Genomic DNA, 22,192 nt, shown 5'->3' on the forward strand with positions numbered 1-22,192 from the left:
AGGTTTCACACACATGTCCGGTATCGTTCTCTCGGCTTCGGTTCGCCAAAACCTGCTGGCGCTGCAAAACACCGCATCGCTGCTGGCCACGACTCAAAACAACCTGGCCACCGGCAACAAGGTCAACACGGCGCTCGATAACCCCACCGAATTCTTCACCTCGCAATCGCTCAACAACCGCGCGAGCGACATTGCGAATCTGCTCGACAGCATCGGCAACGGTGTCCAGGTTCTCCAGGCTGCGAATACCGGTCTCACCTCACTTCAGAAGCTTGTCGACAGCGCCAAATCGATCGCGAGCCAAGTGCTTCAGGCGCCGACGGGATACACCACCAAGTCGAGCGTGACCTCCGCGGTCATCTCAGGGGCGACGGCGAACAACCTGCTCGGCAGCTCCTCAAACAATTTCGTGACCGGCAGCACGGTCAACAACGACAACCTCAGCTCGGCCGTTGCGATCACCGGATCCACCAGGCTGTCGGGTACGGCGAGCTCGACCTCGAACGACCTGGCGAGCAGCGTCACCACCGGCGATACGCTCGTGGTCAACGGTGTCGTGTTCACCTTCGTGGCCGGCTCGGTCTCGGCCGGTACCAATATCGGCGTCGGCGACACCGTCAGCAACCTCCTGGCTGCCATCGATTCGGTAACCGGAGCCACCGCAACGCCGTCCACGGTGGCAGCGGGCAAGATCCAGCTGGCGACAGGCACGGCGCAGGATCTGACAGTATCGGGCACGGCCCTGGCCAAGCTCGGATTGACCGCCGGCACGACCACACGAAATCCGCCAGCCTTGACAGGACAGACGTTGACAATTGCCTCGACAGGGGGCGGCGTCGCAACGAACATAACGTTCGGCACAGGTGCTTCGCAGATCTCGACGCTGGCACAGCTCAATACGGCGCTCGCGGCCAACAACCTGCAGGCCAGCCTGAGCACGACGGGCCAGCTTACGATCCTCACCACCAACGAAGCGGCATCGTCGACGATCGGCGCGGTCGCCGGCTCTTCGACCGCGGCCAGCATGGCCTTCAACGGCGTGACGGCCTCGACCCCGGTGGCCGACACCAACTCTCAGACGACGCGTGCCGGCCTGATCGCGCAGTACAACAACGTCCTGGCGCAGATCAACACCACGGCGCAAGACGCCTCGTTCAACGGCATCAACCTGCTCAACGGCGACACGCTCAAGTTGGTGTTCAACGAGACCGGACGGTCCACGCTGAACATCACCGGCGTGACCTTCAACAGCACCGGTCTCGGCCTGTCGGCGCTGGTGGTCGGAAGCGACTTCCTCGACAGCAACTCGGCCAACAAGGTGCTGACGACCTTGAACAGTGCATCGACCGCGATCCGCTCTGAAGCGTCGTCGCTCGGTTCGAACCTCTCGATCGTGCAGATCCGTCAGGACTTCAACAAGAACCTGATCAACGTGCTGCAGACCGGCTCGTCGAACTTGACCTTGGCCGACACCAACGAGGAGGCGGCCAACAGCCAGGCGCTGTCGACGCGCCAGTCGATCGCGGTCTCCGCGCTCGCGCTGGCCAATCAGTCGCAGGCGAGCGTGCTGCAGCTGCTGCGCTGACGCGCGAACGTACCGGAATAATATCTCATCGAAGCGGCGGGCCATGCCCGCCGCTTCTGCGTTAGGCTATGCCGAGCGTGCCGGCACTGGTCTCCGTTCGATGTCGGGGCAGTGAGTCAGCTCTGTGAGAACGCCGTTGTTCGTGTAGTTCGCGCCGCTCGGGCGGGATGAACAACGTACGAGCTTCGTCCGGACATTTTGAATCACCGCGTTCGCAAGAAATTAAGAGGTGCACCAAACAAAGCGATTTGCGGTGCTCCGTGACGCTACGAAACAAATTCCGCTAACGGCCGCTAACCATATTTTAAAGGCACACAAAGTACAAAACCTGAGCAGTTTGGTCGTGTCCCTGCGTCAGTCCGGAGTAGTTGATGTCATATGCCGCTCAAGCCTATGCCCGCACGTCGCAGACGACGGCATCACCACGGGAGATCGAAGCTCAGGCTCTGTTGAAAGCGGCACGGCAGCTGCAGGAAGTCCAGGCCAATTGGAACGGCCCTGATCGCAACATGTACAAGGCTCTGCTCTTCAATCGTCGCTTGTGGACGATCTTCATGAGCGCGATGGAGGCGGACGACAATCCGAATCCGCTCGACATCCGCCAGAACATCGCAAATATCGGCGTGTTCGTGATGAAGCAGACGATCGAGATGCAGATGGACCCGGATCCGGCGAAGCTCAAGTCGCTGATCGACATCAACTGCCACATCGCCGCGGGGTTGTCCGGGCGGAGCTGACCGTCGGGGGCAGGGCGGGAGGCGCGTCGTCGTGACCGATATCGCCAGCATCCTGTCTGCGTCCTACAAGTCGAACCTGCGCAGTACGGCGCGAAGCAACAGCAGATACGTGGCCGTCTATCCGACGCTCTATATCGGGCGGTTGGAGCGGAAGACATGCCAACGGGAAGTCGTTCCCGGTCTCATGCGTTCAGGATCGGCGATACGAAGTTCACGCCGACCGGCAACGGCAAGGCCCAGATCAAGAACGTGGTCGCCGACGCCGCCTCGGGCCGGACCTATCTCGACACCGCCTACGCGATACGGAGCCGTTGATCCGCCAAAGCTGCGCGGCTCGATACGGCAATGCCGCCCGGTGGGGCGGCGTGCGGGCGGCGGAATGAAGCGGCCCGGTTCCGCGGGGGCTCAGGCAGTGCGATCGGTCGCCACGACGCGCGGCACGTCCGCCCTCTGCATATCCTTCTGCAGGTCGAGCGTATTGAAGTAGGCCCGGCGGCGCAGCACGGCCTCATCTGGATATTGGGTCACGACCTGGTCGGTCTTGCGGTTGACCACCTGGAACACCAGAGCGGCAGCGGCGCGATCGTAATAGGCTTGGCGTGACACGGACAGATCGTTTGCGATGTTGACCGGGATGTCGTTGCGCACGGGGACGCCGGGCTCGGCCGCGGTCACGGTCTGGCTGGGAGGAAGGTCCGTCGGAACAGCGCTCACCACCGCCTGGCTCGACGGCGGAATTATCGGAACGGACGCAGGCGTCCCTACCGGTCTTACGCTGAAATCGGAACTCATGGCAGCCTCCTCATGGCCATCGAGTCAATTCCCAACCCATCCCGCTTGCAACTATGCCGATGACCAATCAACGTTATGTTAGGAAATAGGATGAACACCGCGTTGTGATTCGCGCCGGCCTTTTAAGCTTATCCGAGCGTTAAACGGCGGCGGCCGCGCGGCCCTCGAGGCGGCGCGGCGCTGCGATGCAGATGGGGGCTGGCGGTGAGGCTCAGAGCGTCCGGCTGACGGCGAGCGGGGTGAGGTGCCGTGCGCCCGGGGCGGCGCGGCGGCCGCCGGCGGTATAGGTGCTGGGGATGTTCTTGCGCTGAACCTCGGCATTGACGCCGCGCACGATCTTTTCCGAGATCGCGTGCGCCGTCGCCAGCACGGTCAGGTTCACCTGCAGCATGGCGCGAAAGGTGTCGTGGTGACGATGCAGGGTGGCGAGCAGCTCCGGCGCGGTCTGCTTCATGAAATTCTGGCTCGCCTTGAGGCGGCCCACGGTCGTGACGTAGTGGCGGGACAGCTCGGTCTTCTTGGGGCCGAACGCCATGCCTTCGCGCAGCTTGCCGGCGCGGACCAGTTCGGTCTCCTGCTCGATGACCGCGATCAGCTCGCTCATGACGCTCACCATCTCGTCGGCGAGCGCGCGTGCCTCTGCGGCGCTGGTGGCGGCCGTGTAGGTCGTCTTCTTCGCTTGTCCCTGTGCGGTCATTTCATAACTCCCTTCGGCGTGAGCGTTTGCCGCCCACGCGCTCGTCACGCGAACATCTACGCTTTGCCGTTGGCGCCGGAGCTGCTGCCGGCCTGTTGCAGGATGAGAGTGCGGAAGACGTCGTTTGAGATGCCGACGCCGCCGGCCTTGGCGAAGTTCTTGGAATATTGCTCCGTCAGCATCGAGCGCCAGACGCCGGTGCCCGGCGTGTCGCCGAACGGACCTTCGCCCTTCACGCCGCTGGTCATCTGCGAGAACATGCTGTTGAGGAACATGGCTTCGAAGTCGGTTGCAGTCGCCTTGGCCCTGGCCTGTGCCTTGGGCGAGACCTTGGTCAGAGCCGCCGCGAGATCGAGATCGGTGCGCGGCGCGGTGACGGCCGCGGCCGTCGGCATGCTGAGAGCGACGCGGCCATGATAGGAGTCGATGAAGGACGTCGCCATCACATCACCTCGATGTCGGCTTCGATCGCGCCGGCCGCCTTGATGGCCTGCAGGATGCTGATCAGGTCGCGGGGGCCGATGCCGAGGCCGTTGAGGCCGTCGACCAGTTGCTGCAATGACACGCCGTCCCTGACGACCGCGAACTTCTTGCCTTCCTCGGTGACGCCGACGCTGGTGCGCGGCGTGACCACGGTGCGGCCGCGCGACAGCGGATTGGGCTGGCTGACCTGCGGACTTTCGGAGATCGTGACGGTGAGGTTGCCCTGGGCCACGGCGACGGTCGCCACACGCACGTCGCGACCCATCACGATGATGCCGGAGCGCTCGTCGATGACGATCTTGGCGGCGAGATCCGGGTCGACCTGCAACTGCTCGATCTCGGTCAGCAAGGCGACGACGTTGCCCTTGAACTCCGGCGGGATGCTCAGCTGCACCGTCGACGGATCGATCGGCTCGGCAGTCTTGACGCCGAGGAAATCATTGACCGCGGCCGCGATGCGCTTGGCGGTGGTGAAGTCGGCGTTGCGCAGCGCAAGCCGCACGTTCGGCAGCCGGTTCAGCGCGAACTCGATCTCGCGCTCGATGATGGCGCCGTTGGCGATGCGGCCGACCGTCGGCACGCCGCGCACGATCTTGGCGGCCTCGCCCTCGGCCTGGAAACCGGAGATCGCGAGCGAGCCCTGCGCCACCGCATAGACGTTGCCGTCGGCGCCGAGCAGCGGGGTGACGAGCAGGGTGCCGCCCTGCAGGTTCTTGGCGTCGCCGAGCGCGGAGACCGTCACGTCCATGCGCGTGCCTTGCGTGGCGAATGGCGGCAGGTTTCCGGTGACCATGACAGCGGCGACGTTGCCGGTGCGGATGGTGGCGCCGCGGATGTTGACGCCCATGCGCTCGAGCATCGCCTGCAGCGACTGCTTGGTGAACGGAATGTTGTTCAGCGTATCGCCGGTGCCGTTGAGGCCGACCACGAGGCCGTAGCCGATCAGCTGGTTCTGGCGCACGCCCTCGATATTGGCGAGATCCTTGATCCGCGAGGTCGCATTCGCAGACATGACGGTAGATGCCAGCGCCAGCACCGCGGCGCAGGCGACCTGAAACAGGCGCGTAGTTCGGACGCGTCGCATCCTATGCTCCCCTCGAACTCTTCAAGTGATCACTCGGCCACTCCCATGACCGCATGATCGGCATTAACTATGCGAGGGCCGTGCCACAGCGATGCTCCGGGCTAACTCATTGAAAGAGTGTGAAATCGACTCGAAGCTTTGTCGCGGTCCAGGGTTACTCCGGGGGAACGAAGCTGCCGCCCCGGCAGAATTTGCCGGGCCGTTTACGCACCGTTAACCACGGCGGAGCCAATCTCCCGCTCGACACGCGAAGCTTGCGGGAGCCATCGATGCGCATCTACGGACCGAACGGCACGACCCTGGGCTCGTCGACCAGCTCCACGCGGAAGACCTCGTCCAGCGGCTTCAAGCTGCCTGACGTCGGCACCACGCAGGACACGCGCGCGACCCTCGCGCCGAAGCAGACGGCGAACATCGATGCGCTGCTGGCGCTGCAGGGCATCGAGGAGGAGCCGGCGGAGCGCCGCAAGCGCTCGGTCCAGCGCGGCAAGCGCGCGCTCGACGTGCTCGATGATCTCAAGCTGACGCTGCTGTCCGGCAAGCTCGACACTGCGATGGCGCTGCGGCTTCGCGATGCCGCGGCCGACCTGAAGCAGACCTCGGGCGACCCGGGACTGGATGCGATCCTCTCCGAGATCGAGCTGCGCGTCGAGGTCGAGCTCGCCAAGGCCGGGCGGGGCTGAGACGCATCGCGCGTTTCAAGCCGCCTTCGACGGCTGCTGCGCGTCGTAGCGGCGCTGCGCGGCGGTGACCTCCTTGAGATGACGCTCGGCCCAGTCGCGCAGCGGATCGACCGCGGCGGCGAGCGTCAGCCCGAGCGGCGTGATCGAATATTCGACGGTGACCGGGACGGTCGCGATCGCGCGCCGCCGCACCAGGCCGTCGCGCTCCAGGCTCTTCAGCACCTGGGACAGCATCTTCTGCGAAATCCCTTCGATCGACCGCCGCAACTGATTGAAGCGCAAGGGTTCGTTGCGCAGCAGGATCAGGATCAGCACGGCCCATTTGTCGCCGACGCGATCTAGGATCTGTCGCGTTGGGCAGTCGGCCGAATAGACGTTCGCGGCTCTCATCGGTTACTCCGGCGTGACCAGGTGATCTTAAAGTGCGCTCTTAACACCAGCATTCGTTCCGCTATCTAGTCACTATCGGATACCGAGGCGGCTTCGTCCAGACCTCGGATCCGACCTCGTGATCTCGAACATAGGAGTTTCCCCATGAAGATCGCCGTCGCCGGCGCCTCCGGCCGTGCCGGGTCCCGCATCACCGCCGAGCTGGCCAGCCGCGGCCACCAGGTCACCGGCATTGCCCGCAACCCGGACAAGATCGAGAAGCACGCCAACGTCACGGCGGTGCGGGGGGACGCCAACGACCGCGCCGCGCTGGCGAAACTCTGGGCCGGCCATGACGTCGCGATCAGCGCGATCCATTTCTCGGCCAGCGATGTCGAGACCCTGATCGGGGCGGCCAAGGACTCCGGCGTATCGCGTTACCTCGTGGTCGGCGGCGCCGGCTCGCTCGAGGTCGCGCCGGGTGTGCGGCTGGTGACGACGCCCGGCTTTCCGGCCGCCTACAAGGCCGAAGCGGAGAAGGGCGCCGCGTTCCTCGACCGCCTGCGCCAGGAGAAGGAGCTCGATTGGACCTTCCTGTCGCCCTCTGCGATGATCGATTTCGGCCCCCGGACGGGCAAGTTCCGGCTCGGAACGGATCAGCTGCTGGTCGATGCCGACGGCAAGAGCTTCGTCACCTTCGAGGACTTCGCGGTCGCGATGGCCGACGAAATCGAGCGTCCAGCCCACCGGCGGGCCCGTTTCACGGTCGGTTACTGACGCCGTCCACGGCGTCCCGCCGGCTGGGGCCGAATTTGCCTGTGCAACGGCCCGAACGGCGGGGCGCCCGTGCCGATGGAAATATTGTCTGTCACATGAGGCCGCTATATAACGCGGCCGCGAACGGGCGTATTCCGTCCGCCGGTGCCGAAACCGGCGCCAGCACGTACAGATGGGCTGACCTTGGAAAAGTTGAAGAACTACAAACCTTCCGAAAAAGAGCCTTTCATGAACGAACGCCAGCGCGACTATTTCCGCGCCAAGCTGCTGGCATGGAAGGAGGAGATCCTGCGCGAATCGAAGCTCACCCTGCAGGCTCTGCAGGAGGAGAACGTGAACCATCCGGACCTCGCCGACCGCGCGTCGTCGGAGACCGATCGGGCGATCGAGCTTCGCGCCCGTGATCGCCAGCGCAAGCTGATCTCCAAGATCGACGCGGCGCTCCAGCGCATCGAGGACAACACCTACGGTTATTGCGAGGAGACCGGCGAGCCGATTTCGCTGAAGCGGCTCGAGGCCCGTCCCATTGCGACGCTGTCGGTGGAGGCGCAGGAACGCCACGAGAAGCGTGAAAAGGTCTATCGCGACGAGTAGGTCGCGACATTGACCTGAACGAGCGGGGATTGCGGCCGCTTGCCTGGTGCGGCCGCAGCGTCTGTTGCTGAGACGGCGCCGGTGTGCGCGAGGTCGACTCGTCACCTGAGCGGTCTGCGGGCCGGCAATGCCGGCACGACCGCTAGCGCTGTTGTTTTCCAAGCGTCCGGAACTTTTTCGCCGCTGCTGAATTATCGGCGGTTCCATCTCGGAACGCCGCGGGGAATCATGGGCGAGCCGGACATAGCCAGGGGCGCGCTGGCAACGATGCAGCGTTCCTATGGCGCCTTGAGCATCAAGGGGCGCCTCCTTCTCCTGGCCGGCATTCTGTTCCTGCCCTGCGTCGGGCTGATCGCCTATGTCATCGTATCGATGGCGCAATCCGCCGACGCCTCGATCCGGCGCGGCCTGTCCTATGCCGCCCAGACGATCTCCGGTGCCGTCGACGCCGAATTGCGGCGTTACATCGCGCTCGCCGAGGTGCTGGGCAAGTCTCCGGATCTCAGTGCCGCCGATCTCAGCAACTTCGAGGCGGAGGCGCGCCGCGTCGGTGCGGTCAGCGGCGAAGGCTGGATCATCGTGTCGGACGCGAGCGGCCGCATCCTGCTCAACACCGGGGCGACGCCGGGCAAGCCGCTCGGCGAGCGCGCGCCCGAAGGCTGGGGCTCGCAGGAGCGCGCTTTTCAGTCCGGAAGGCCGTCGATCTCCGACATCTTCACCGGTCCCAATTCCGGCGCGTGGGTGGCGACCGTCGATGTCCCCGTCTTCAAGGACGGCAAGCCGTTCCGCTGCCTTTCGATTGCCATGCCAGCCGCGAACTACACCCGGCTGCTGGCCCAGCAGCAGCTGCCGGCCGACTGGCTGGTCGGCATCATGGACGGCCAGGGCCGCTACATTTCGCGCATCCCGAAGAACGCCACCTCGACCGGGCAGCCGGCGTCGGCCGGATGGCGGGCGACTGCCAAGGCTGAGGGGATCGCGGAGTTTCCGTCGATCGAGGGCGATCGGATCATCAACGCCAATGCGCGTCCCCAACTGAGCGACTGGACTGTCGGGGTCGGCATCAAGCAGGCGGCTTTCGCCCAGGCGATCTCCTCGACGGTGCAGACCGCAACCATCGTGGCGACGACGATCTGTGCCCTGGCGCTGCTGCTGGCGGCCGGCATCGGCCGAAGCATCGCCCGGCCGCTCGAAAGCATCGCCGTCAAGCGCGCCATCCCCGGCGAGGCCGCGCCCTCCGATCCCCCGGAGGTCCGGGCGCTCAACGCCCGACTAGCTGCGGCCGAAAAGGCGCAGGCGGAGAGTGCACGCGTCATCCAGGAGAATTTCGGGATGCTCGCCCAAGCCAGGGACGATGCGTCGCGCACGGCCGGGCAGCTCAAACTCGCCGCGAAATACGGACGGCTTGGCACCTTTACCTGGGACGGCAGATCCGGCGCCAGCCACTGGTCCGATGAGATCGAAGAGCTCTATGGACTTGCGCCGGGCACGTTCCCCGGGACCTATGACGCCTGGCTGGCGCTGGTGCATCCCGAGGACCAGGCGCGTGCCGACCGGGACAACAAGCAGGCGCTGACAACCGGGGAGCTCGATTCGGAATGGCGGGTGCCGCTGCCCGACGGCTCGATCCGCTGGATCGAGGCGCGCGCCCGCATGTTGGGCGGCGAGGGCGGCGGCGATCCGTACATGATCGGCGTCAACATCGACGTCACGGCCGCGAAGGAAGCCGACCGCAAGCGCGAGCTGCTCGTGCATGAGCTGGCCCATCGCGTCAAGAACAGCCTTGCCGTGGTGCAATCGCTGGCGCATCAGCTGCTGCCGCGGCACGACGCCAAGGTCCGCGATTTCACGTCACGCCTGCATGCGCTGGCGACGGCGCACACGAGCCTTGCCGAGAACGACTGGCAGGGCGCCGATCTCGCCGCCCTCATCAGGAGTCAGGTCGCGCCGTTCGCCAGCACACCGGATCAACTCGCCACCAGCGGCCCCAACATCCTGGTTCCGGTCGAGCTGACGACGCAGCTGGCTCTCGTCATCCACGAGATGGCCTGCAACGCCAGCAAATATGGCGCGCTCACCACGCCCGACGGCCACGTCGATGTCAGCTGGTCGTTGGCGCAGGACGCGCTGCATGTTCGCTGGCAGGAAAGCGGTGGCCCGCCGGCAACGGAGCCGCCAGTGGTCGGCTTCGGCAGCCGGCTGCTGACCCGCACGGTCAGGCATCTGCAGCGGACGTTTGCCGAGAGCGGGCTGATCTGCCAGTTCGAGCTGCCCTGGCTCAAGACGCCTGGCGAGAGTTCGGTGGCCGCAACGGAGGCGAGCTGAGCGCCGGCGCGCGAAACGCTGCGCGGCTGGAGTTCGCGCTCCAACGAGGACGCGATCGTCGCCACTGCGGAAAGTTTGCTCGAACTCGGCATCGTGAAACGTGAAATCGGTTGAACGAGCCGCTTGCGCTGCGGCCGCGCCGTCTCAAATTGTTGATGAAGCTGAGATGGGAGCCCAAAACTCGTTTATAAACAATCCGTTCACCATAGATCCTGCGATGCCGGTTCGGACCGCGGGCCAAGGGAGTTGAAGGGCCATGGGAGCAGACGAGATACTTTCCGCTGCGCGACTGATCGTAGATGCCCGCAAGCAGCGGGCGCCCTTGGGGGCTCTGCCGCCTCAGCTTCAGCCGAAGGATGAAGCAGCCGGCTATGAGATCCAGCGCGAAGTCCATTGGCTGCTCGCCGAACAGGCCGGTGACTTCGCCGGCTACAAGATCGGCTGCACCAGCAAGGTGATGCAGGACTATCTTGGCATTCCGCATCCCTGTTCCGGCGGAGTGTTCGCGTCCGGTATTCACCAGACAGGTGTCGAACTGCGCACGGCCGACTTCGTCCGCGTGGGCGTCGAATGCGAGATCGCCGTGCGGCTCAAGCACGACCTGCTGCCGTTGGACGCGCCGTTCACCATGGATCGTGTCGTCGAGGCGATCGGCGACTGTCACGCGGCGATCGAGATCGTCGACGACCGTTATGTGCAATGGCAGACGCTGGGCGCGCCGACGCTCGTCGCCGACGATTTCTTTGCTGCCGGCTGTGTCCTCGGCCCTGCGCTCCCACGCGCTGCCGTAGCGGACTTGGCCGCGGTGCAGGGCCGTGCCATCGTCAACGGCACCTTGGTCGGCGAGGGCACTGGCGCGGATGTGCTGGGACATCCGGTCCATGCGCTGGCCTGGCTTGCCAATCATCTCGCCGCCAGTGGTGACGGGCTCGAGGCCGGGCAGCTCGTCCTGACCGGCAGCCTGGTCAAGACGATCTGGCTCAAGGCCGGCGACCGGGTACGGATGGAGCTGGACGGCCTCGGTGTGGTCGAGGCGACGTTCGGGTGAGCCGAGGTAGGGCCGGAACGTCTTGAGCTGGGGTCCGTCAGCTCGGGTGTGACAGCTAAAACGAACGCGGCCTCCGGCAGGGGAGCTACCGGAGGCCGCGTATACATCACCCGCCGCGCCTAGGTTCGCATTGGGCAATGTGGGAGCTCGTTTTCAGAGAAGGGCGGCGGCTGCGGGGGTCATGCGCCGTGACCCATATCGCGCTCGGCCATCCCTTGTCCGACCCTCCCGCGCGGGGAGGGATTTCGGTCGTGTCCTGGTCCTCGTTTCGATTTGCGCCTTGCGAGGTCATCGCATGGGCGGCTTCCCGAGCGACCGGGCGGCGCTCCGCCCGGTCATTGATGCTGAGGTTTGCCTCAGAACGGCAGCAGGATATCCATCACCTGCTGGCCGTAGCGCGGCTGCTGGACGTCGGAGATCTGGCCGCGGCCGCCGTAGGAGATGCGGGCCTGGGCGATCTTGGTGGAGTCGATGGTGTTGTCGCTCTGGATGTCCTCGGGCCGCACGATGCCGGCCACGATCAGCTCGCGGATCTCGTAGTTGACCCGGATCTCCTGCTTGCCTTCGACGACGAGGTTGCCGTTCGGCAGCACCTGCGTCACGACCGCGGCGACGCTGGTGGTCAAGGACTCCGACCGCTGGATCGTGCCCTTGCCGTCCGAGGACGAGGTGCCGTCGGCAGTCAGGATGCGGCCGGGCAGCACCTTCTGCGCCTGCACGCCGAGCGTCTTCGCGCCGATGAAGTCGGTGATGCCCGAATCCTCCTTGTTGGTGCGGCTGCGCTGGGTCTCGTTGGCGAAATTGGCCTTGTCGGAGATGCTGACCGTGACGGTCAGGAGGTCGCCGACCTGACGGGCGCGCTGGTCCTTGAAGAAGGCGCGCGAGCCGTTGCGCCACAGCGAGTTCGGCGCGTAGGACACGGTTTCGGGCTTCGGCATCGGCATCTGCACCGGCTTGTAGCCCGGCTGCGTGGTCGGATTGTCGATCTCCGTCAGCTTCGGCCGCTCGCCAATCTGGCTGAGACGGTCGATCGAGGAGCATCCGCCGGCGATCGACAGCACCGCGAAGGAAACCGAGATCAGCGCGACCCGGCGCAGGCTCGAGACGCCCCGATCATCAAACTTGAACTTCGACATGAAACTTACTCGGCTTTCGGGGTGGCGGAGGTGGGAAGGCGGCTGGCGACGGCGACGGGTGCGGCGATGTCGGCTTCGGAGGTCTGCGCCGGCTTGGCGACGGCGATGTCGACGGAGACCTGGCCGCGACCCGAGACGCGACCGGTCACGGTGCGCTTGGACTGCAGATTGAGCACGCTGACGACGTCGCCTTCGGTGCCCGACTCCAGCGCCTTGCCGCGCGTGGTGAGATAGATGCCGGCGGTCTGGAAGATCAGCGTGACCGCCTGGTCGCGCTGCACGAGGTCGGGCTTGGCGAGGTCGGTGGTCTTCAGCGCCTGGCCCGCGCGCGCCGGGCGGCGCATCTGCATGCCCACTGCGAGCTCGCGCGTGGCGGGGTCGCCGCCGCCGAGCTCGGCGCGCGGCCGCCGCTCGGTCTGCAGGTCGCCTGAGCGGATCATCTCGTTGCGGTCGATGTTGCGGGTCAGCACCACGGCCTCGACGGTTTCGATCGCCGTGCCGGTGTAGCGCAGCTTGGTCGGGCTCGCGCCATTGGCATGGCCGAGCTCCAAGGTGATGTCGAAGCGGCCGCTGCGCGGGTCGAACCGGACGCTGGTCGGCGCCAGCGTGCCCGACGTCGAGGCCTCGAATTTGAGGTCCTGCACCGGCTGGTCGAAGCTGATGCTGAGGTTGGCGGCATCGCCAAGTCCATTGCGGTGATCGAGCGCCTGGGCCACCGTCGTGCTGATCTCCTTGGCGTCGACGGCGCGCGCCAGCCGCGTGACCGCGACCTCCTTGATGTCGCGGACCTCGACGCCGATCACCTGGTGGGTGCGCAGGGTTGCGATCACCTGCGCGGCCGGCAGCACGCCGGTCGTGCCGAGGTCGGGCGCGCGATAGACGGCGACGTTGGCCGCGACGCCCGCATTGTCGATCAGGTCGCCGACGCGAACGATGTCGCCGGTGACGTTCACGGTGGAGCGCAGCACGGGCGCCTTGATCTGGTCGTCGGCCTCGCCGGCCAGCGCCGACAGCGCAGTCGAGGCGAGCAGGGCGGCTGCGACCAGGAAGGGACGGACGGTGCGGGTCATGATGGCGATCTCCCTTCGAACCTCAGCGGAACAGCGCAGTGGTCGACTGCAGCATCTGGTCGGCGGCCGAAATGACCTTGGCGTTCATCTCGTAGGCGCGCTGGGCGGCGATCAGCTCGCTCATCTCGCTGACGACATCGACATTGGCCTGCTCCAGGCTGCCCTGGGTGATGCTGCCGAGACCGTCCTGGTTGGCGACGCCGTCCTGCGGCGGCCCGGAGGAGGGGGTGTCGGTGAACTGGTTGTTGCCGACCGGCTGCAGGCCGGCCTTGTTGATGAAGCGGGTGACCTGGAGCTGGCCGATGATGTTCGAGGTGGTCGAGCCCGGCAGCGTCACCGAGACCTGGCCCTGCGCGTTGACGGTGATGCCCGAGGCGTTCTGCGGGATCGTGATGGTCGGCTGCACCGGGTTGCCCTGGGCGGTAACGATTCGGCCCTGATTGTCCATCTGGAAGGTGCCGTCGCGGGTGTACTGGAAGGTGCCGTCGGGCATCAGCACCTTGAAGAAGCCCTCGCCCGAGATCGCGAGGTCGAGATCGTTGCCGGTCTGCGACAGCGTGCCCTGCGTCATCGAGCGCGGCGTGCCGACGGTCTTGACGCCGCCGCCGATGTCGATGCCGACGGGCAGGATCGTGCCCTGGTCCGACGACTGCGCGCCGACGCGGCGCATGTGCTCGTAGATCAGGTCCTGGAACGCCACCGTCTGCTTCTTGAAGCCGGTGGTGCGCAGGTTGGCGATGTTGTTGGAGATCACCTGAACGTTGAGTTCCTGTGCCGCCATTCCGGTCGCAGCGGTGTGAAGCGCCTGCATGTCACGTCTCCTTCAAGATCTGTCAGGCCGGAACGTCGGCGAGTTTCTCGATCGCGTTCTTGCGCAGGTCGCTCTGGACCTGGAGCATGTTGGCGACCTGGGTGTAGGCGCGCATCACTTCGACCATCTTGCTCATCTCGCCGACCGCGCTGACGTTCGACTTCTCGATGTAGCCCTGCTGCACGGTCGACTTGGTGTCCTGCTGCGGGGTGGCGCCGCCGGCGGCGGCGTAGAGGTTGTTGCCCTGCTTCTGCGCGGCCTGCGGATCGGCGAAGTTCACGATGCGCAGCTTGCCGCGGATCGAGTCGGTGCGGTTGACGCCCTCGACCACCGTCACGGTGCCGTCGGGCGAGATGTTGATGTCGTGGTCGGTCGGCTGAAACACGATCGGACCGCCGGTGCCGAGCACCAGGTCACCGGCGGCGGTGACGAGCTGGCCGAGATTGTTCATGTGCAGATTGCCGTCGCGGGTGTAGCGCTCGCCGGCCGCGGTCTGCACCGTCAGGAAGCCGTCGCCCGTGACGGCGACGTCGAGCGCGTTGCCGGTGCGCTGCATCGAGCCCTGCGAGAAGTCGCGATAGGTGCCGCGGTCCTGGACATAGGACACCCTGCGGGCGGCGCCCGGAAAATTGTCTTCATGCGCGCCGGAGGAGAGATACTCCTCGAACAGCTGCTGATCGGCCTTGAAGCCGTTGGTGTTGACGTTGGCGACGTTGTTGGCAACGACGTCGAGTTGCCGCTCCAGCACCATCTGTCGCGACAATCCGATGAGAAGCGCGTTCTCCACCGGTCGATCTCCCCTCTTAACGAATCCCGTTCGCGGCACCTCTCCCAAGGCGGTCTCGACCGGGTCTTCAACGAACCGTTCAGCTCTCCCAAGCCGGCGGGTTCGCAAGGGGTACAGCGAAAGCCGTGCCACTATGAAAATCGTATTCTTATCAATGAATTAGAGTTTCGATGGCGTCCGAAACGCCCGGCAATAACGTCTCGCTAACCATAATTGCCCGGCAAGATTTTCCCACCGCCTCGGCAAAAGAAAGCTTCCGTTAACCATTGTTACCGTAGCGTTCACTCAACAAAGCGCAGATGCGCTGGGAGCGTTGGTTTCGCGTCATTAAGCTTTCTGGCGGCATCGGCTCGATTTTCCGGAAGGATCCGAAAGCTATGGCCGAGAACGACGCCGGAGCAGGCGAAGGCGAGGAGCAAGCAGGCTCGCCGAAGAGCAAGCTCAAGCTGATCATCATGGTCGTCGGCGCGCTGGCGCTGCTCGGCGTCGGTGGTGCGGCCTATTTCTTCTTCTTCAGCCACAAGAACGACGAGCATCACGCCGAGGCGGCGCCGCCGCCGAAGCCGCCGGCCTTCGTCGAGGTGCCGGACCTTCTCGTCAACCTGGTCGGCAATCCCGGTGACCGCGTCCAATATCTGAAAGTGAAGATCGTGCTCGAGGTGAAGGAGGAGAAGCAGGTCGAGTCGATCAAGCCGACGCTGCCGCGCGTCACCGACATCTTCCAGACGTACTTGCGCGAGCTCCGGCCGAGCGACCTCAACGGCTCGGCGGGCCTGTTCCGGCTCAAGGAGGAGCTCACCAAGCGGGTCAACGTCGCGCTGGCGCCCAACCAGGTCAACGCGGTGTTGTTCAAGGAAATCGTGGTCCAGTAAGGCAAAGAAGCTCAACGATCATGGCGGGCAACGATCAAGTCGACCAGGATGCGATAGCCGCGCAATGGGAAGCCTCGCTCGACTCGGAGGATCCCACAGAGGCCGCGGAAGCCGCAGCAGCCAATGAACTCACCGAATCGATGGCCCTGCAATGGGCCGCGATGGTCGAGGACGGCAGCCGCGATTTCGGCGCCACCAAGAACGGCGGCGAGCGGGTGCTGTCGCAGGAGGAGATCGACAATCTCCTCGGCTTCACCGCCGGCGAGGTCAGTCTCGACGACCATTCCGGCATTCGCGCGATCATCGATTCGGCGATGGTCTCCTACGAGCGTCTGCCGATGCTCGAAATTGTCTTCGACCGCCTGGTGCGGCTGATGACGACGTCCTTGCGCAACTTCACCTCCGACAACGTCGAGGTCTCGCTCGATCGCATCACCTCGGTGCGCTTCGGCGACTACATGAACTCGATCCCGCTGCCCGCCGTGCTCAGCGTGTTCAAGGCGGAGGAGTGGGAGAATTTCGGGCTCGCCACCGTCGACTCGACCCTGATCTATTCGATCATCGACGTGCTGCTCGGCGGCCGCCGCGGCAACACCCAGCTCCGCGTCGAGGGTCGCCCCTACACGACGATCGAGACCAACCTGGTCAAGCGCCTGATCGAGGTGGTGCTGAGCGATGCCGAGCAGGCGTTCCGGCCGCTGTCGCCGGTGCGCTTTACCATCGACCGGCTCGAGACCAATCCGCGTTTCGCCGCGATCAGCCGGCCCGCCAATGCCGCGATCCTGGTGAAGCTGCGGATCGACATGGAAGACCGCGGCGGCAACATCGAGCTGCTGCTGCCCTACGCGACGATCGAGCCGATCCGGCCGGTGCTGTTGCAGATGTTCATGGGTGAGAAGTTCGGCCGCGATCCCGTCTGGGAAGGCCACTTCGCCACCGAGATCGCCAAGGCCGAGATCGCCGTCGACGCCGTGCTCTACGAGGCCGACGTGCCGCTGAAGCAGCTCATGAAGCTGAAGGTCGGCGACACCCTGCCGCTCGACATCCGTCCCGATGCGCTGGTCGCGGTCCGCTGCGGCAGCACCATGCTGACGGAAGGACGGATGGGCCGGGTCGGCGACCGCGTCGCGATCCGTGTCACCAAGAATTTGCGCAAGCCGAATACGACGCTTGCGATGTTCGAAGGCGCAGAAGGCCAGAACAAGTTGATGGAGGCCCAATGAACCACTCCCTCGGATTGATCATCGAAAGCCTGGTGGCGGTCTTATTGGTGCTGACCATCGGCTATTGCATGCTGCTGAATTCCAGGCTTAAGCGGCTGAAGGCGGACGAGCATTCGCTCAAGGCCGTGATCGCGGAGCTGATCACCGCGACCGAGATCGCCGAGCGGGCGATCGGCGGCCTCAAGCTCGCGGTGCGCGACGTCAACGACAATCTCGGCAATCAGCTCGCCGCCGCGACGCAGATGTCCGACCAGTTGCGCAAGCAGCTCGCCGAGAGCGACGGCGTGGTGCGCCGGCTGTCGCGCATCGCCAGCGCCGCGCGACCCGTCACCTCGCCTGAAGCCGCGCCGGAGCCTGCGCCTGCGCCGGTGCCGGCGATCACGACCGAGCCAGTGCGCGTCTCCAGTGCCAAGGCGGTTGCCGCCGCGGCCCAGGCATTCTCCGAACGTCGAAGGACTGGTGGCCTTGCCGCATGAATGCGTTTCGTAACATCCGCGTCATTCCCGTCGTCCTGATCGCGGTGGCCTGCCTTGCGGTCCTGAAGGTGGCCGGCCTCGTGATCGATGGCGGCTACGTTTTCGACTATGACCCTCACCCGACCAAGCGGTCCTGGGCCCAGGAGAACCTGGGCTATCCGGGCCGCGAGGACAACGACATCGTCACCGGCTCCACGCACGGCGCACCGAAGGAGAAGAAGGAGGAGGCGCCCAAGCCCGCCGCTCCCGACACCAAGCCCGAGGGCGTGGTGATCAAGCCCGAGGAGAACCAGCAGCAGGTGTCGCCGGCGGAGAAGGCGATCCTCGAGCGGCTGCAGTCCCGCCGCCAGGAGCTCGACGCGCGCGCGCGCGAGATCGACATCCGCGAGAGCCTGTTGCGCGCCGCCGAGCAGCGCATCCAGTCCAAGACCGAGGAGATGAAGGCGATCGAGGGCCGCATTTCCGGCGCGCAGGCCGCCAAGACCGAGGCCGACAACGCCCGCTTCAAGAGCATCGTCACGATGTACGAGGGCATGAAGCCGAAGGATGCCGCCAAGGTGTTCGACCGGCTCGAGATGTCGGTGCTGATCGAGATCGCCTCGCAGATCGCCCCGCGCAAGATGTCGGACATTCTCGGTCTGATGACGCCGGAGGCCGCCGAGCGGCTCACCGTCGAGCTCGCGCGCCGGGCCGGCGCCGACAGGCCCGAGACCAGCGCCGAGCTGCCGAAGATCGAGGGCAAGATCGTGCCTGTGAAGAGCAATTGAGCCGCATGTTTAATGCGCCCTTAAACGCCGGCACCTAGATTTCCGGCGTGGCGGGGCAGGCGTATCCGTCAAGTTGCGGATGTCGAACCGGAAGCTTGTGACCATGGCGCGCACGACTCCCATTGGATTGCGGTCGAAGGCCCGCGCACGGGCGCGCGCCGGCCTTGCCCTGCTGTCGGCCATCGTCATCGGTCTGGTGCTGTCCACGGTCGCGGCAGGCGCTGCGCCGGTGCCGGGCGAGGCGAGCCTGTCGGCTCAGGACGGCTATGCGCGGCTGGTGCTGAAATTCGCCGAGGACGTCAGCGCCGACGTCACCACCGCCGGCTCGATTCTGCTGATCAGGTTCGATCGCGCCGCCACCGTTCCGATCGACCGCTGGGTGGATGCTGCGCCCGACTATATCTCATCGGCCCGCGGCGACCCCGACGGCTCGGCGCTGCGGTTGTCGCTGTCGCGCAAGGTCCGCGTCAACACCATGACCGCGGGCGAACGCGTCTTCATCGACCTGTTGCCCGACAGCTGGACCGGCCCGCCGCCGCCGCTGCCGGCCGAGGTCGTGCGCGAGCTCGCCGAGCGCGCGCGCGCCGCCGAGAAGGCGCTGCGGCTGCAGCGCGCCGAGGCGGAATCGAAGAAGCGGCCGCCGATCCGCGTCCGCGCGCTGGTGCAGCCGACCTTCGTGCGCTTCGTGTTCGAGATCCCCGACGGTGTCGGCATCTCCTCGGTGCTCAACGACCAGAAGCTGTCGCTGTTTTTCACCGCGCCGCTGTCCTTCGATCTCGCCGACGCCAAGCTCGTCGCGCCGCCGAACGTCGCCGCGATCAACCAGCGCATCGACGGCAGCAGGACCGTCGTCGAGCTCGGCCTGGTCGGCGAGGTCGACGTTCGCGCCTTCCGCGAGGAGAAGAACTACAACATCGACGTCGCCTATCAGCAGCCGGACAAGAAGGTTTCCGCAGTCTCCTCGGACACGCTGCCGGGCGCCAAGGCGGCCGCGGCCGACAAACCCAACGGCAGCAAGCCCAATGGCGACAAGCCCAAGCAGGCTGCGCAGCCCGAGATCGTGCCGCCGACCTCCGACACCATCGCCAAGGAGATGAAGGCGGAGACCAAGCCGGCGCCTGCGGTCGCGGCGCCGGCCACCGAGCCCGCAGCCCAGCCGGCGCTGTCGGCAGCGGCTGTTGCCGCGCCCGCCGCCGCGAAGGCCGAAGCCGCGCCCGAGGCCGCCAAGCCTGAAGCTGCTGCGCCCGAAGCCGTCAAATCCGAACCAGCGAAGCCCGAGGCGATGAAGCCGGAGGCCGGCAAAGCCGAAGCCGCCAAGCCCGTCGAGACCAAGTCTGCCGAAACCAAGCCTGCCGAAACCAAGCCGGCCGAGAAGGCAGCCAATGGAGCCGCCACCCTGGAGGCCCTGCGCGACAGTGAGGGCCTGCGGCTCACCTTCGGCTTCGGCCAGGTCACGCCGGCGGCGCTGTTCCGCCGCGGCGATACGGTATGGATGGTGTTCGATTCGACCAAGCCCGTCGACGTCGAGCCCATCCGCGCCAAGGGCGGCGCCATCATCGGCGAGGTCAACAGGATGTCGCTCGATAACGGGCAGGCCATCCGGATCCGGCTCAACCGCCCGCAGATGCATTCGCTCGGCAGCGATGACGGCGGGCGCAGCTGGATGCTGTCGTTCGCCGACAAGGGCCAGGCCAATCAGCAGCCGCTGATGGTGATGCGCAACGTCACCGATCCCGCGCTTGCCAATGTGATGGTGCCGCTCGCCAATCCCGGAGCCGGCATGCTGCACCGGGTGACCGACCCGGATGCCGGCGACACGCTGCTGGTCGTGACGGCGCCGCCGCCGATCCGCGGCTTCATCAAGCGCCAGGATTTCGTCGATCTGTCGCTGCTCGATTCCATCCACGGCATCGCGGTTCGTCCGAATTCGGATGACGTCGCCGTCGAGATCGCGCCCGACAAGGTGATCCTGGGCCGGCCGGGCGGGCTGACGCTGTCGTCGATCGGCTTCTCGCCGGAGCGGGCGCCGACCGCTGTCAGGCCGATGTTCGACATCGACGAATGGCAGCAGAACCAGACCCAGCCGTTCGTGCCGCGCGAGGATCTCCTGATCAAGGCCGCGGCCAACGCCGAGCCGGAGCGGCGGGCGCAGGCGCGGCTGGCGCTGGCGCGCTTCTACATGGCGCGAGCGATGTATCCGGAAGCGCGCGGTGTCACCAATCTGATGATCTCCGACGCCGACCCGCGCACCGACGAGACCGCCATGCTGATGATCCACGCGGTGGCGAGCATCCTGATGGGCCGGCCGGACCAGGGGCTCAAGGATCTCGCCACGCCGTCGATCGGGAACAATTTCGACTCCCAGATGTGGAAGGGCCTCGCCTTCGCCCGGCAGGGCAAGTTCGCGGACGCGCGCGAGAAGCTGAAGAACGTCGAGTTCGCCATCGCCTCGCTGCCGCTCGACCTGCAGCGCGTCGTGATCGCTGACGCGATGAAGTCGGCGCTCGAGATCAAGGATTTCGCCGGCGCCGCGAAGCGGCGCGCCGAGCTCGACGTGATCGGCGTGCCCGCGGACATGAAGCCCGACATCGCCGTGCTGCGCGGCCGGCTTGCCGAGGCGATGGCGCAGGAGAAGGATGCGCTCGACGACTATCGCTTCGCCGTCAATTCCGACGACCGCATGGCGGCCGCGGAGGCCAAGCTGCTCGAGATCAAGCTTCTGCAGAAGCGCGGCGAGATCAAGCCGCCCGACGCGTTGAAGGAGCTGGAGATCTTGCAGGCGATCTGGCGCGGCGACGCCATCGAGGTGCAGACGTTGCAGATGATGGCGCAGCTCTACGAGGAGGCCGGGCGCTACGCGGACTCGCTCGAGGCCGCGCGCCAGGCCACCCGCCTGATGCCCAACTCCGACTTGGCGCGGCAGGCCCAGGATGCAGCCTCCCGCCTGTTCTCGCAGTTGTTCCTGAGCGGCAAGGCCGACGAGCTTCCGCCGGTCGATGCGCTCAGCATCTTCTACGGGTTTCGCGAGCTGACTCCGATCGGCCGCCGCGGCGACGAGATGATCCGCAAGCTCGCCGACCGCCTGGTCGGCATCGATCTGCTCGACCAGGCCGCCGAGCTTCTGCAATACCAAGTCGACCACCGCCTCGAAGGTGCGGCGCGCGCCCAGGTCGCCGCGCGTCTCGCCATGGTCTACCTCACCAACCGCAAGCCGGACCGCGCCATCGAGGCGCTGCGCACCACCCGCATCGCCGATCTCGCGGGCGAGCTGCGCCAGCAGCGGCTGCTCTTGGAGGCGCGCGCCAACAGTGACATCGGTCGTTACGACCTCGGGCTGGACATCATCAGCAACATCGGCGGCCGCGAGGCGATCCGGCTGCGCTCCGACATCTACTGGGCGTCGCGGCGCTGGCGCGAGGCGTCCGAGCAGATCGAGCTCTACTACGGCGATCGCTGGCGCGATTTCCGCCCGCTCAATCCGGCGGAGCGCGGCGACATCCTGCGCGCCGTGGTCGGCTATGCGCTCGCCGACGACGCCATCGGCCTCGCCCGCTTCCGCGAGAAATATGCGCCGCTGATGACCGGCGAGGCGGACAAGATCGCGTTCGACGTCGCCAGCAAGCCGGCGAGCGGCTCCAGCGCCGAATTCGCGCAGATCGCGAAGATGGCAGCGAGTGTCGACACGCTCGACGGCTTCCTCCGCGACATGCGGGCGCGCTTCCCGGATGCCACCGGCAAGGGACCGGACGGCGGCAAGGATGCCGCGAAGGCCCCGTCGGAAGCGACCGGCGCCTTGCCGCGCATCCAGGGCGTCAAGCAGGCGATCGCCGGCCGTTGATCTCAACGCCGCACGCAGAGCCGGAGAGCCACCAGATG

At 65.9% G+C, this 22,192-nt stretch carries 22 protein-coding genes; 13 read left to right on the forward strand and 9 right to left on the reverse strand.

Features of this window, described 5'->3' with window-relative positions:
• Positions 1 to 13 precede the first annotated feature (13 nt).
• The 3 genes from QX073_RS10300 (at position 14) to QX073_RS10310 (ending at position 2,637) form a co-directional block, all read left to right on the forward strand.
• Complete coding sequence (locus QX073_RS10300) at positions 14 to 1,585, forward strand: flagellin (RefSeq protein WP_315715998.1); 1,572 nt, start codon at positions 14 to 16, stop codon at positions 1,583 to 1,585.
• 371 nt (positions 1,586 to 1,956) lie between these two features.
• Positions 1,957 to 2,322 carry a flagellar biosynthesis regulator FlaF gene (flaF, locus tag QX073_RS10305; protein ID WP_315715999.1) on the forward strand — a complete coding sequence of 122 codons (366 nt, stop codon included), beginning with the start codon at positions 1,957 to 1,959 and terminating at the stop codon, positions 2,320 to 2,322.
• 156 nt (positions 2,323 to 2,478) lie between these two features.
• Positions 2,479 to 2,637, forward strand: a complete 159-nt coding sequence (locus tag QX073_RS10310; protein ID WP_315753144.1) for a hypothetical protein — start codon at positions 2,479 to 2,481, stop codon at positions 2,635 to 2,637.
• Between the two features lie 90 nt (positions 2,638 to 2,727).
• On the opposite strand, the gene QX073_RS10315 is transcribed toward QX073_RS10310, so the two are convergent.
• The 4 genes from QX073_RS10315 to QX073_RS10330 form a co-directional block, all read right to left on the reverse strand.
• Entirely contained in the window at positions 2,728 to 3,114 is a 387-nt protein-coding gene (locus QX073_RS10315) for a hypothetical protein (RefSeq protein ID WP_315716001.1), read from the reverse strand.
• A 211-nt stretch (positions 3,115 to 3,325) separates the two neighbouring features.
• A complete protein-coding gene (locus QX073_RS10320) occupies positions 3,326 to 3,811 on the reverse strand; it encodes a hypothetical protein (RefSeq protein ID WP_315716002.1) in 486 nt (161 codons plus the stop codon).
• Positions 3,812 to 3,867: 56 nt separating this feature from the next.
• Positions 3,868 to 4,254, reverse strand: coding sequence for a flagellar assembly peptidoglycan hydrolase FlgJ (flgJ, locus tag QX073_RS10325; protein WP_315716003.1), 387 nt, complete (start codon positions 4,252 to 4,254; stop codon positions 3,868 to 3,870).
• Positions 4,254 to 5,378: a flagellar basal body P-ring protein FlgI gene (locus tag QX073_RS10330; RefSeq protein ID WP_315828149.1), complete on the reverse strand. Its 1,125-nt coding sequence runs from the start codon at positions 5,376 to 5,378 to the stop codon at positions 4,254 to 4,256. Before QX073_RS10330 ends, flgJ begins: the two co-directional genes overlap by 1 nt.
• Positions 5,379 to 5,647: 269 nt before the next feature.
• On the opposite strand from QX073_RS10330, the gene QX073_RS10335 reads away from it, so the two are divergent.
• Positions 5,648 to 6,061 (forward strand): flagellar assembly protein FliX, encoded by a 414-nt coding sequence (locus tag QX073_RS10335; RefSeq protein ID WP_315804304.1) that lies wholly within the window; start codon positions 5,648 to 5,650, stop codon positions 6,059 to 6,061.
• Between the two features lie 15 nt (positions 6,062 to 6,076).
• Here the strand turns inward: QX073_RS10335 and QX073_RS10340 are convergent, their stop codons facing one another.
• On the reverse strand, positions 6,077 to 6,451 hold the full coding sequence (locus QX073_RS10340) for a helix-turn-helix domain-containing protein (RefSeq protein WP_315716006.1): 375 nt from the start codon (positions 6,449 to 6,451) through the stop codon (positions 6,077 to 6,079).
• A gap of 144 nt (positions 6,452 to 6,595) precedes the next feature.
• On the opposite strand from QX073_RS10340, the gene QX073_RS10345 reads away from it, so the two are divergent.
• The 4 genes from QX073_RS10345 to QX073_RS10360 all read left to right on the forward strand — a co-directional run bounded on the left by QX073_RS10345 (position 6,596) and on the right by QX073_RS10360 (position 11,174).
• Complete coding sequence (locus QX073_RS10345) at positions 6,596 to 7,207, forward strand: NAD(P)-dependent oxidoreductase (protein ID WP_315716007.1); 612 nt, start codon at positions 6,596 to 6,598, stop codon at positions 7,205 to 7,207.
• 228 nt (positions 7,208 to 7,435) lie between these two features.
• Positions 7,436 to 7,801 (forward strand): RNA polymerase-binding protein DksA, encoded by a 366-nt coding sequence (gene dksA / locus QX073_RS10350; protein ID WP_170323279.1) that lies wholly within the window; start codon positions 7,436 to 7,438, stop codon positions 7,799 to 7,801.
• A gap of 267 nt (positions 7,802 to 8,068) precedes the next feature.
• Positions 8,069 to 10,126, forward strand: coding sequence for a sensor histidine kinase (locus QX073_RS10355; protein ID WP_316225712.1), 2,058 nt, complete (start codon positions 8,069 to 8,071; stop codon positions 10,124 to 10,126).
• A 256-nt stretch (positions 10,127 to 10,382) separates the two neighbouring features.
• Positions 10,383 to 11,174 carry a 2-keto-4-pentenoate hydratase gene (locus tag QX073_RS10360; RefSeq protein WP_315753142.1) on the forward strand — a complete coding sequence of 264 codons (792 nt, stop codon included), beginning with the start codon at positions 10,383 to 10,385 and terminating at the stop codon, positions 11,172 to 11,174.
• Positions 11,175 to 11,530: 356 nt separating this feature from the next.
• Here QX073_RS10360 and flgH read toward each other — a convergent pair whose 3' ends face one another.
• From flgH to flgF, 4 genes are read right to left on the reverse strand one after another with little or no spacing between them, the layout of a single operon-like run.
• Positions 11,531 to 12,310 carry a flagellar basal body L-ring protein FlgH gene (flgH, locus tag QX073_RS10365; RefSeq protein ID WP_315716010.1) on the reverse strand — a complete coding sequence of 260 codons (780 nt, stop codon included), beginning with the start codon at positions 12,308 to 12,310 and terminating at the stop codon, positions 11,531 to 11,533.
• A 5-nt stretch (positions 12,311 to 12,315) separates the two neighbouring features.
• Entirely contained in the window at positions 12,316 to 13,383 is a 1,068-nt protein-coding gene (flgA, locus tag QX073_RS10370; RefSeq protein ID WP_316225789.1) for a flagellar basal body P-ring formation chaperone FlgA, read from the reverse strand.
• A 19-nt stretch (positions 13,384 to 13,402) separates the two neighbouring features.
• Complete coding sequence (gene flgG, locus QX073_RS10375) at positions 13,403 to 14,191, reverse strand: flagellar basal-body rod protein FlgG (protein WP_315716012.1); 789 nt, start codon at positions 14,189 to 14,191, stop codon at positions 13,403 to 13,405.
• 22 nt (positions 14,192 to 14,213) lie between these two features.
• The gene (flgF, locus tag QX073_RS10380) at positions 14,214 to 14,978 is read right to left on the reverse strand and encodes a flagellar basal-body rod protein FlgF (RefSeq protein ID WP_315828144.1); all 765 of its coding nucleotides are present in this window, start codon (positions 14,976 to 14,978) and stop codon (positions 14,214 to 14,216) included.
• Between the two features lie 377 nt (positions 14,979 to 15,355).
• Between flgF and fliL the strand changes: the two genes are divergently transcribed.
• The 5 genes from fliL (at position 15,356) to QX073_RS10405 (ending at position 22,154) form a co-directional block, all read left to right on the forward strand.
• Positions 15,356 to 15,850 carry a flagellar basal body-associated protein FliL gene (gene fliL / locus QX073_RS10385; protein WP_315716014.1) on the forward strand — a complete coding sequence of 165 codons (495 nt, stop codon included), beginning with the start codon at positions 15,356 to 15,358 and terminating at the stop codon, positions 15,848 to 15,850.
• A 20-nt stretch (positions 15,851 to 15,870) separates the two neighbouring features.
• Complete coding sequence (gene fliM / locus QX073_RS10390; protein ID WP_315716015.1) at positions 15,871 to 17,073, forward strand: flagellar motor switch protein FliM; 1,203 nt, start codon at positions 15,871 to 15,873, stop codon at positions 17,071 to 17,073.
• Positions 17,070 to 17,549 carry a DUF6468 domain-containing protein gene (locus QX073_RS10395; protein ID WP_316225713.1) on the forward strand — a complete coding sequence of 160 codons (480 nt, stop codon included), beginning with the start codon at positions 17,070 to 17,072 and terminating at the stop codon, positions 17,547 to 17,549. Before fliM ends, QX073_RS10395 begins: the two co-directional genes overlap by 4 nt.
• Entirely contained in the window at positions 17,546 to 18,316 is a 771-nt protein-coding gene (locus tag QX073_RS10400; protein WP_315716017.1) for a flagellar protein FlbB, read from the forward strand. The genes QX073_RS10395 and QX073_RS10400 overlap by 4 nt, the downstream gene beginning before the upstream one ends.
• Before the next feature lie 103 nt (positions 18,317 to 18,419).
• A complete protein-coding gene (locus tag QX073_RS10405) occupies positions 18,420 to 22,154 on the forward strand; it encodes a tetratricopeptide repeat protein (protein ID WP_316225714.1) in 3,735 nt (1,244 codons plus the stop codon).
• Positions 22,155 to 22,192 lie beyond the last annotated feature (38 nt).

This window comes from Bradyrhizobium sp. SZCCHNS3052 (assembly GCF_032484495.1).
Taxonomy (GTDB): Bacteria; Pseudomonadota; Alphaproteobacteria; order Rhizobiales; family Xanthobacteraceae; genus Bradyrhizobium.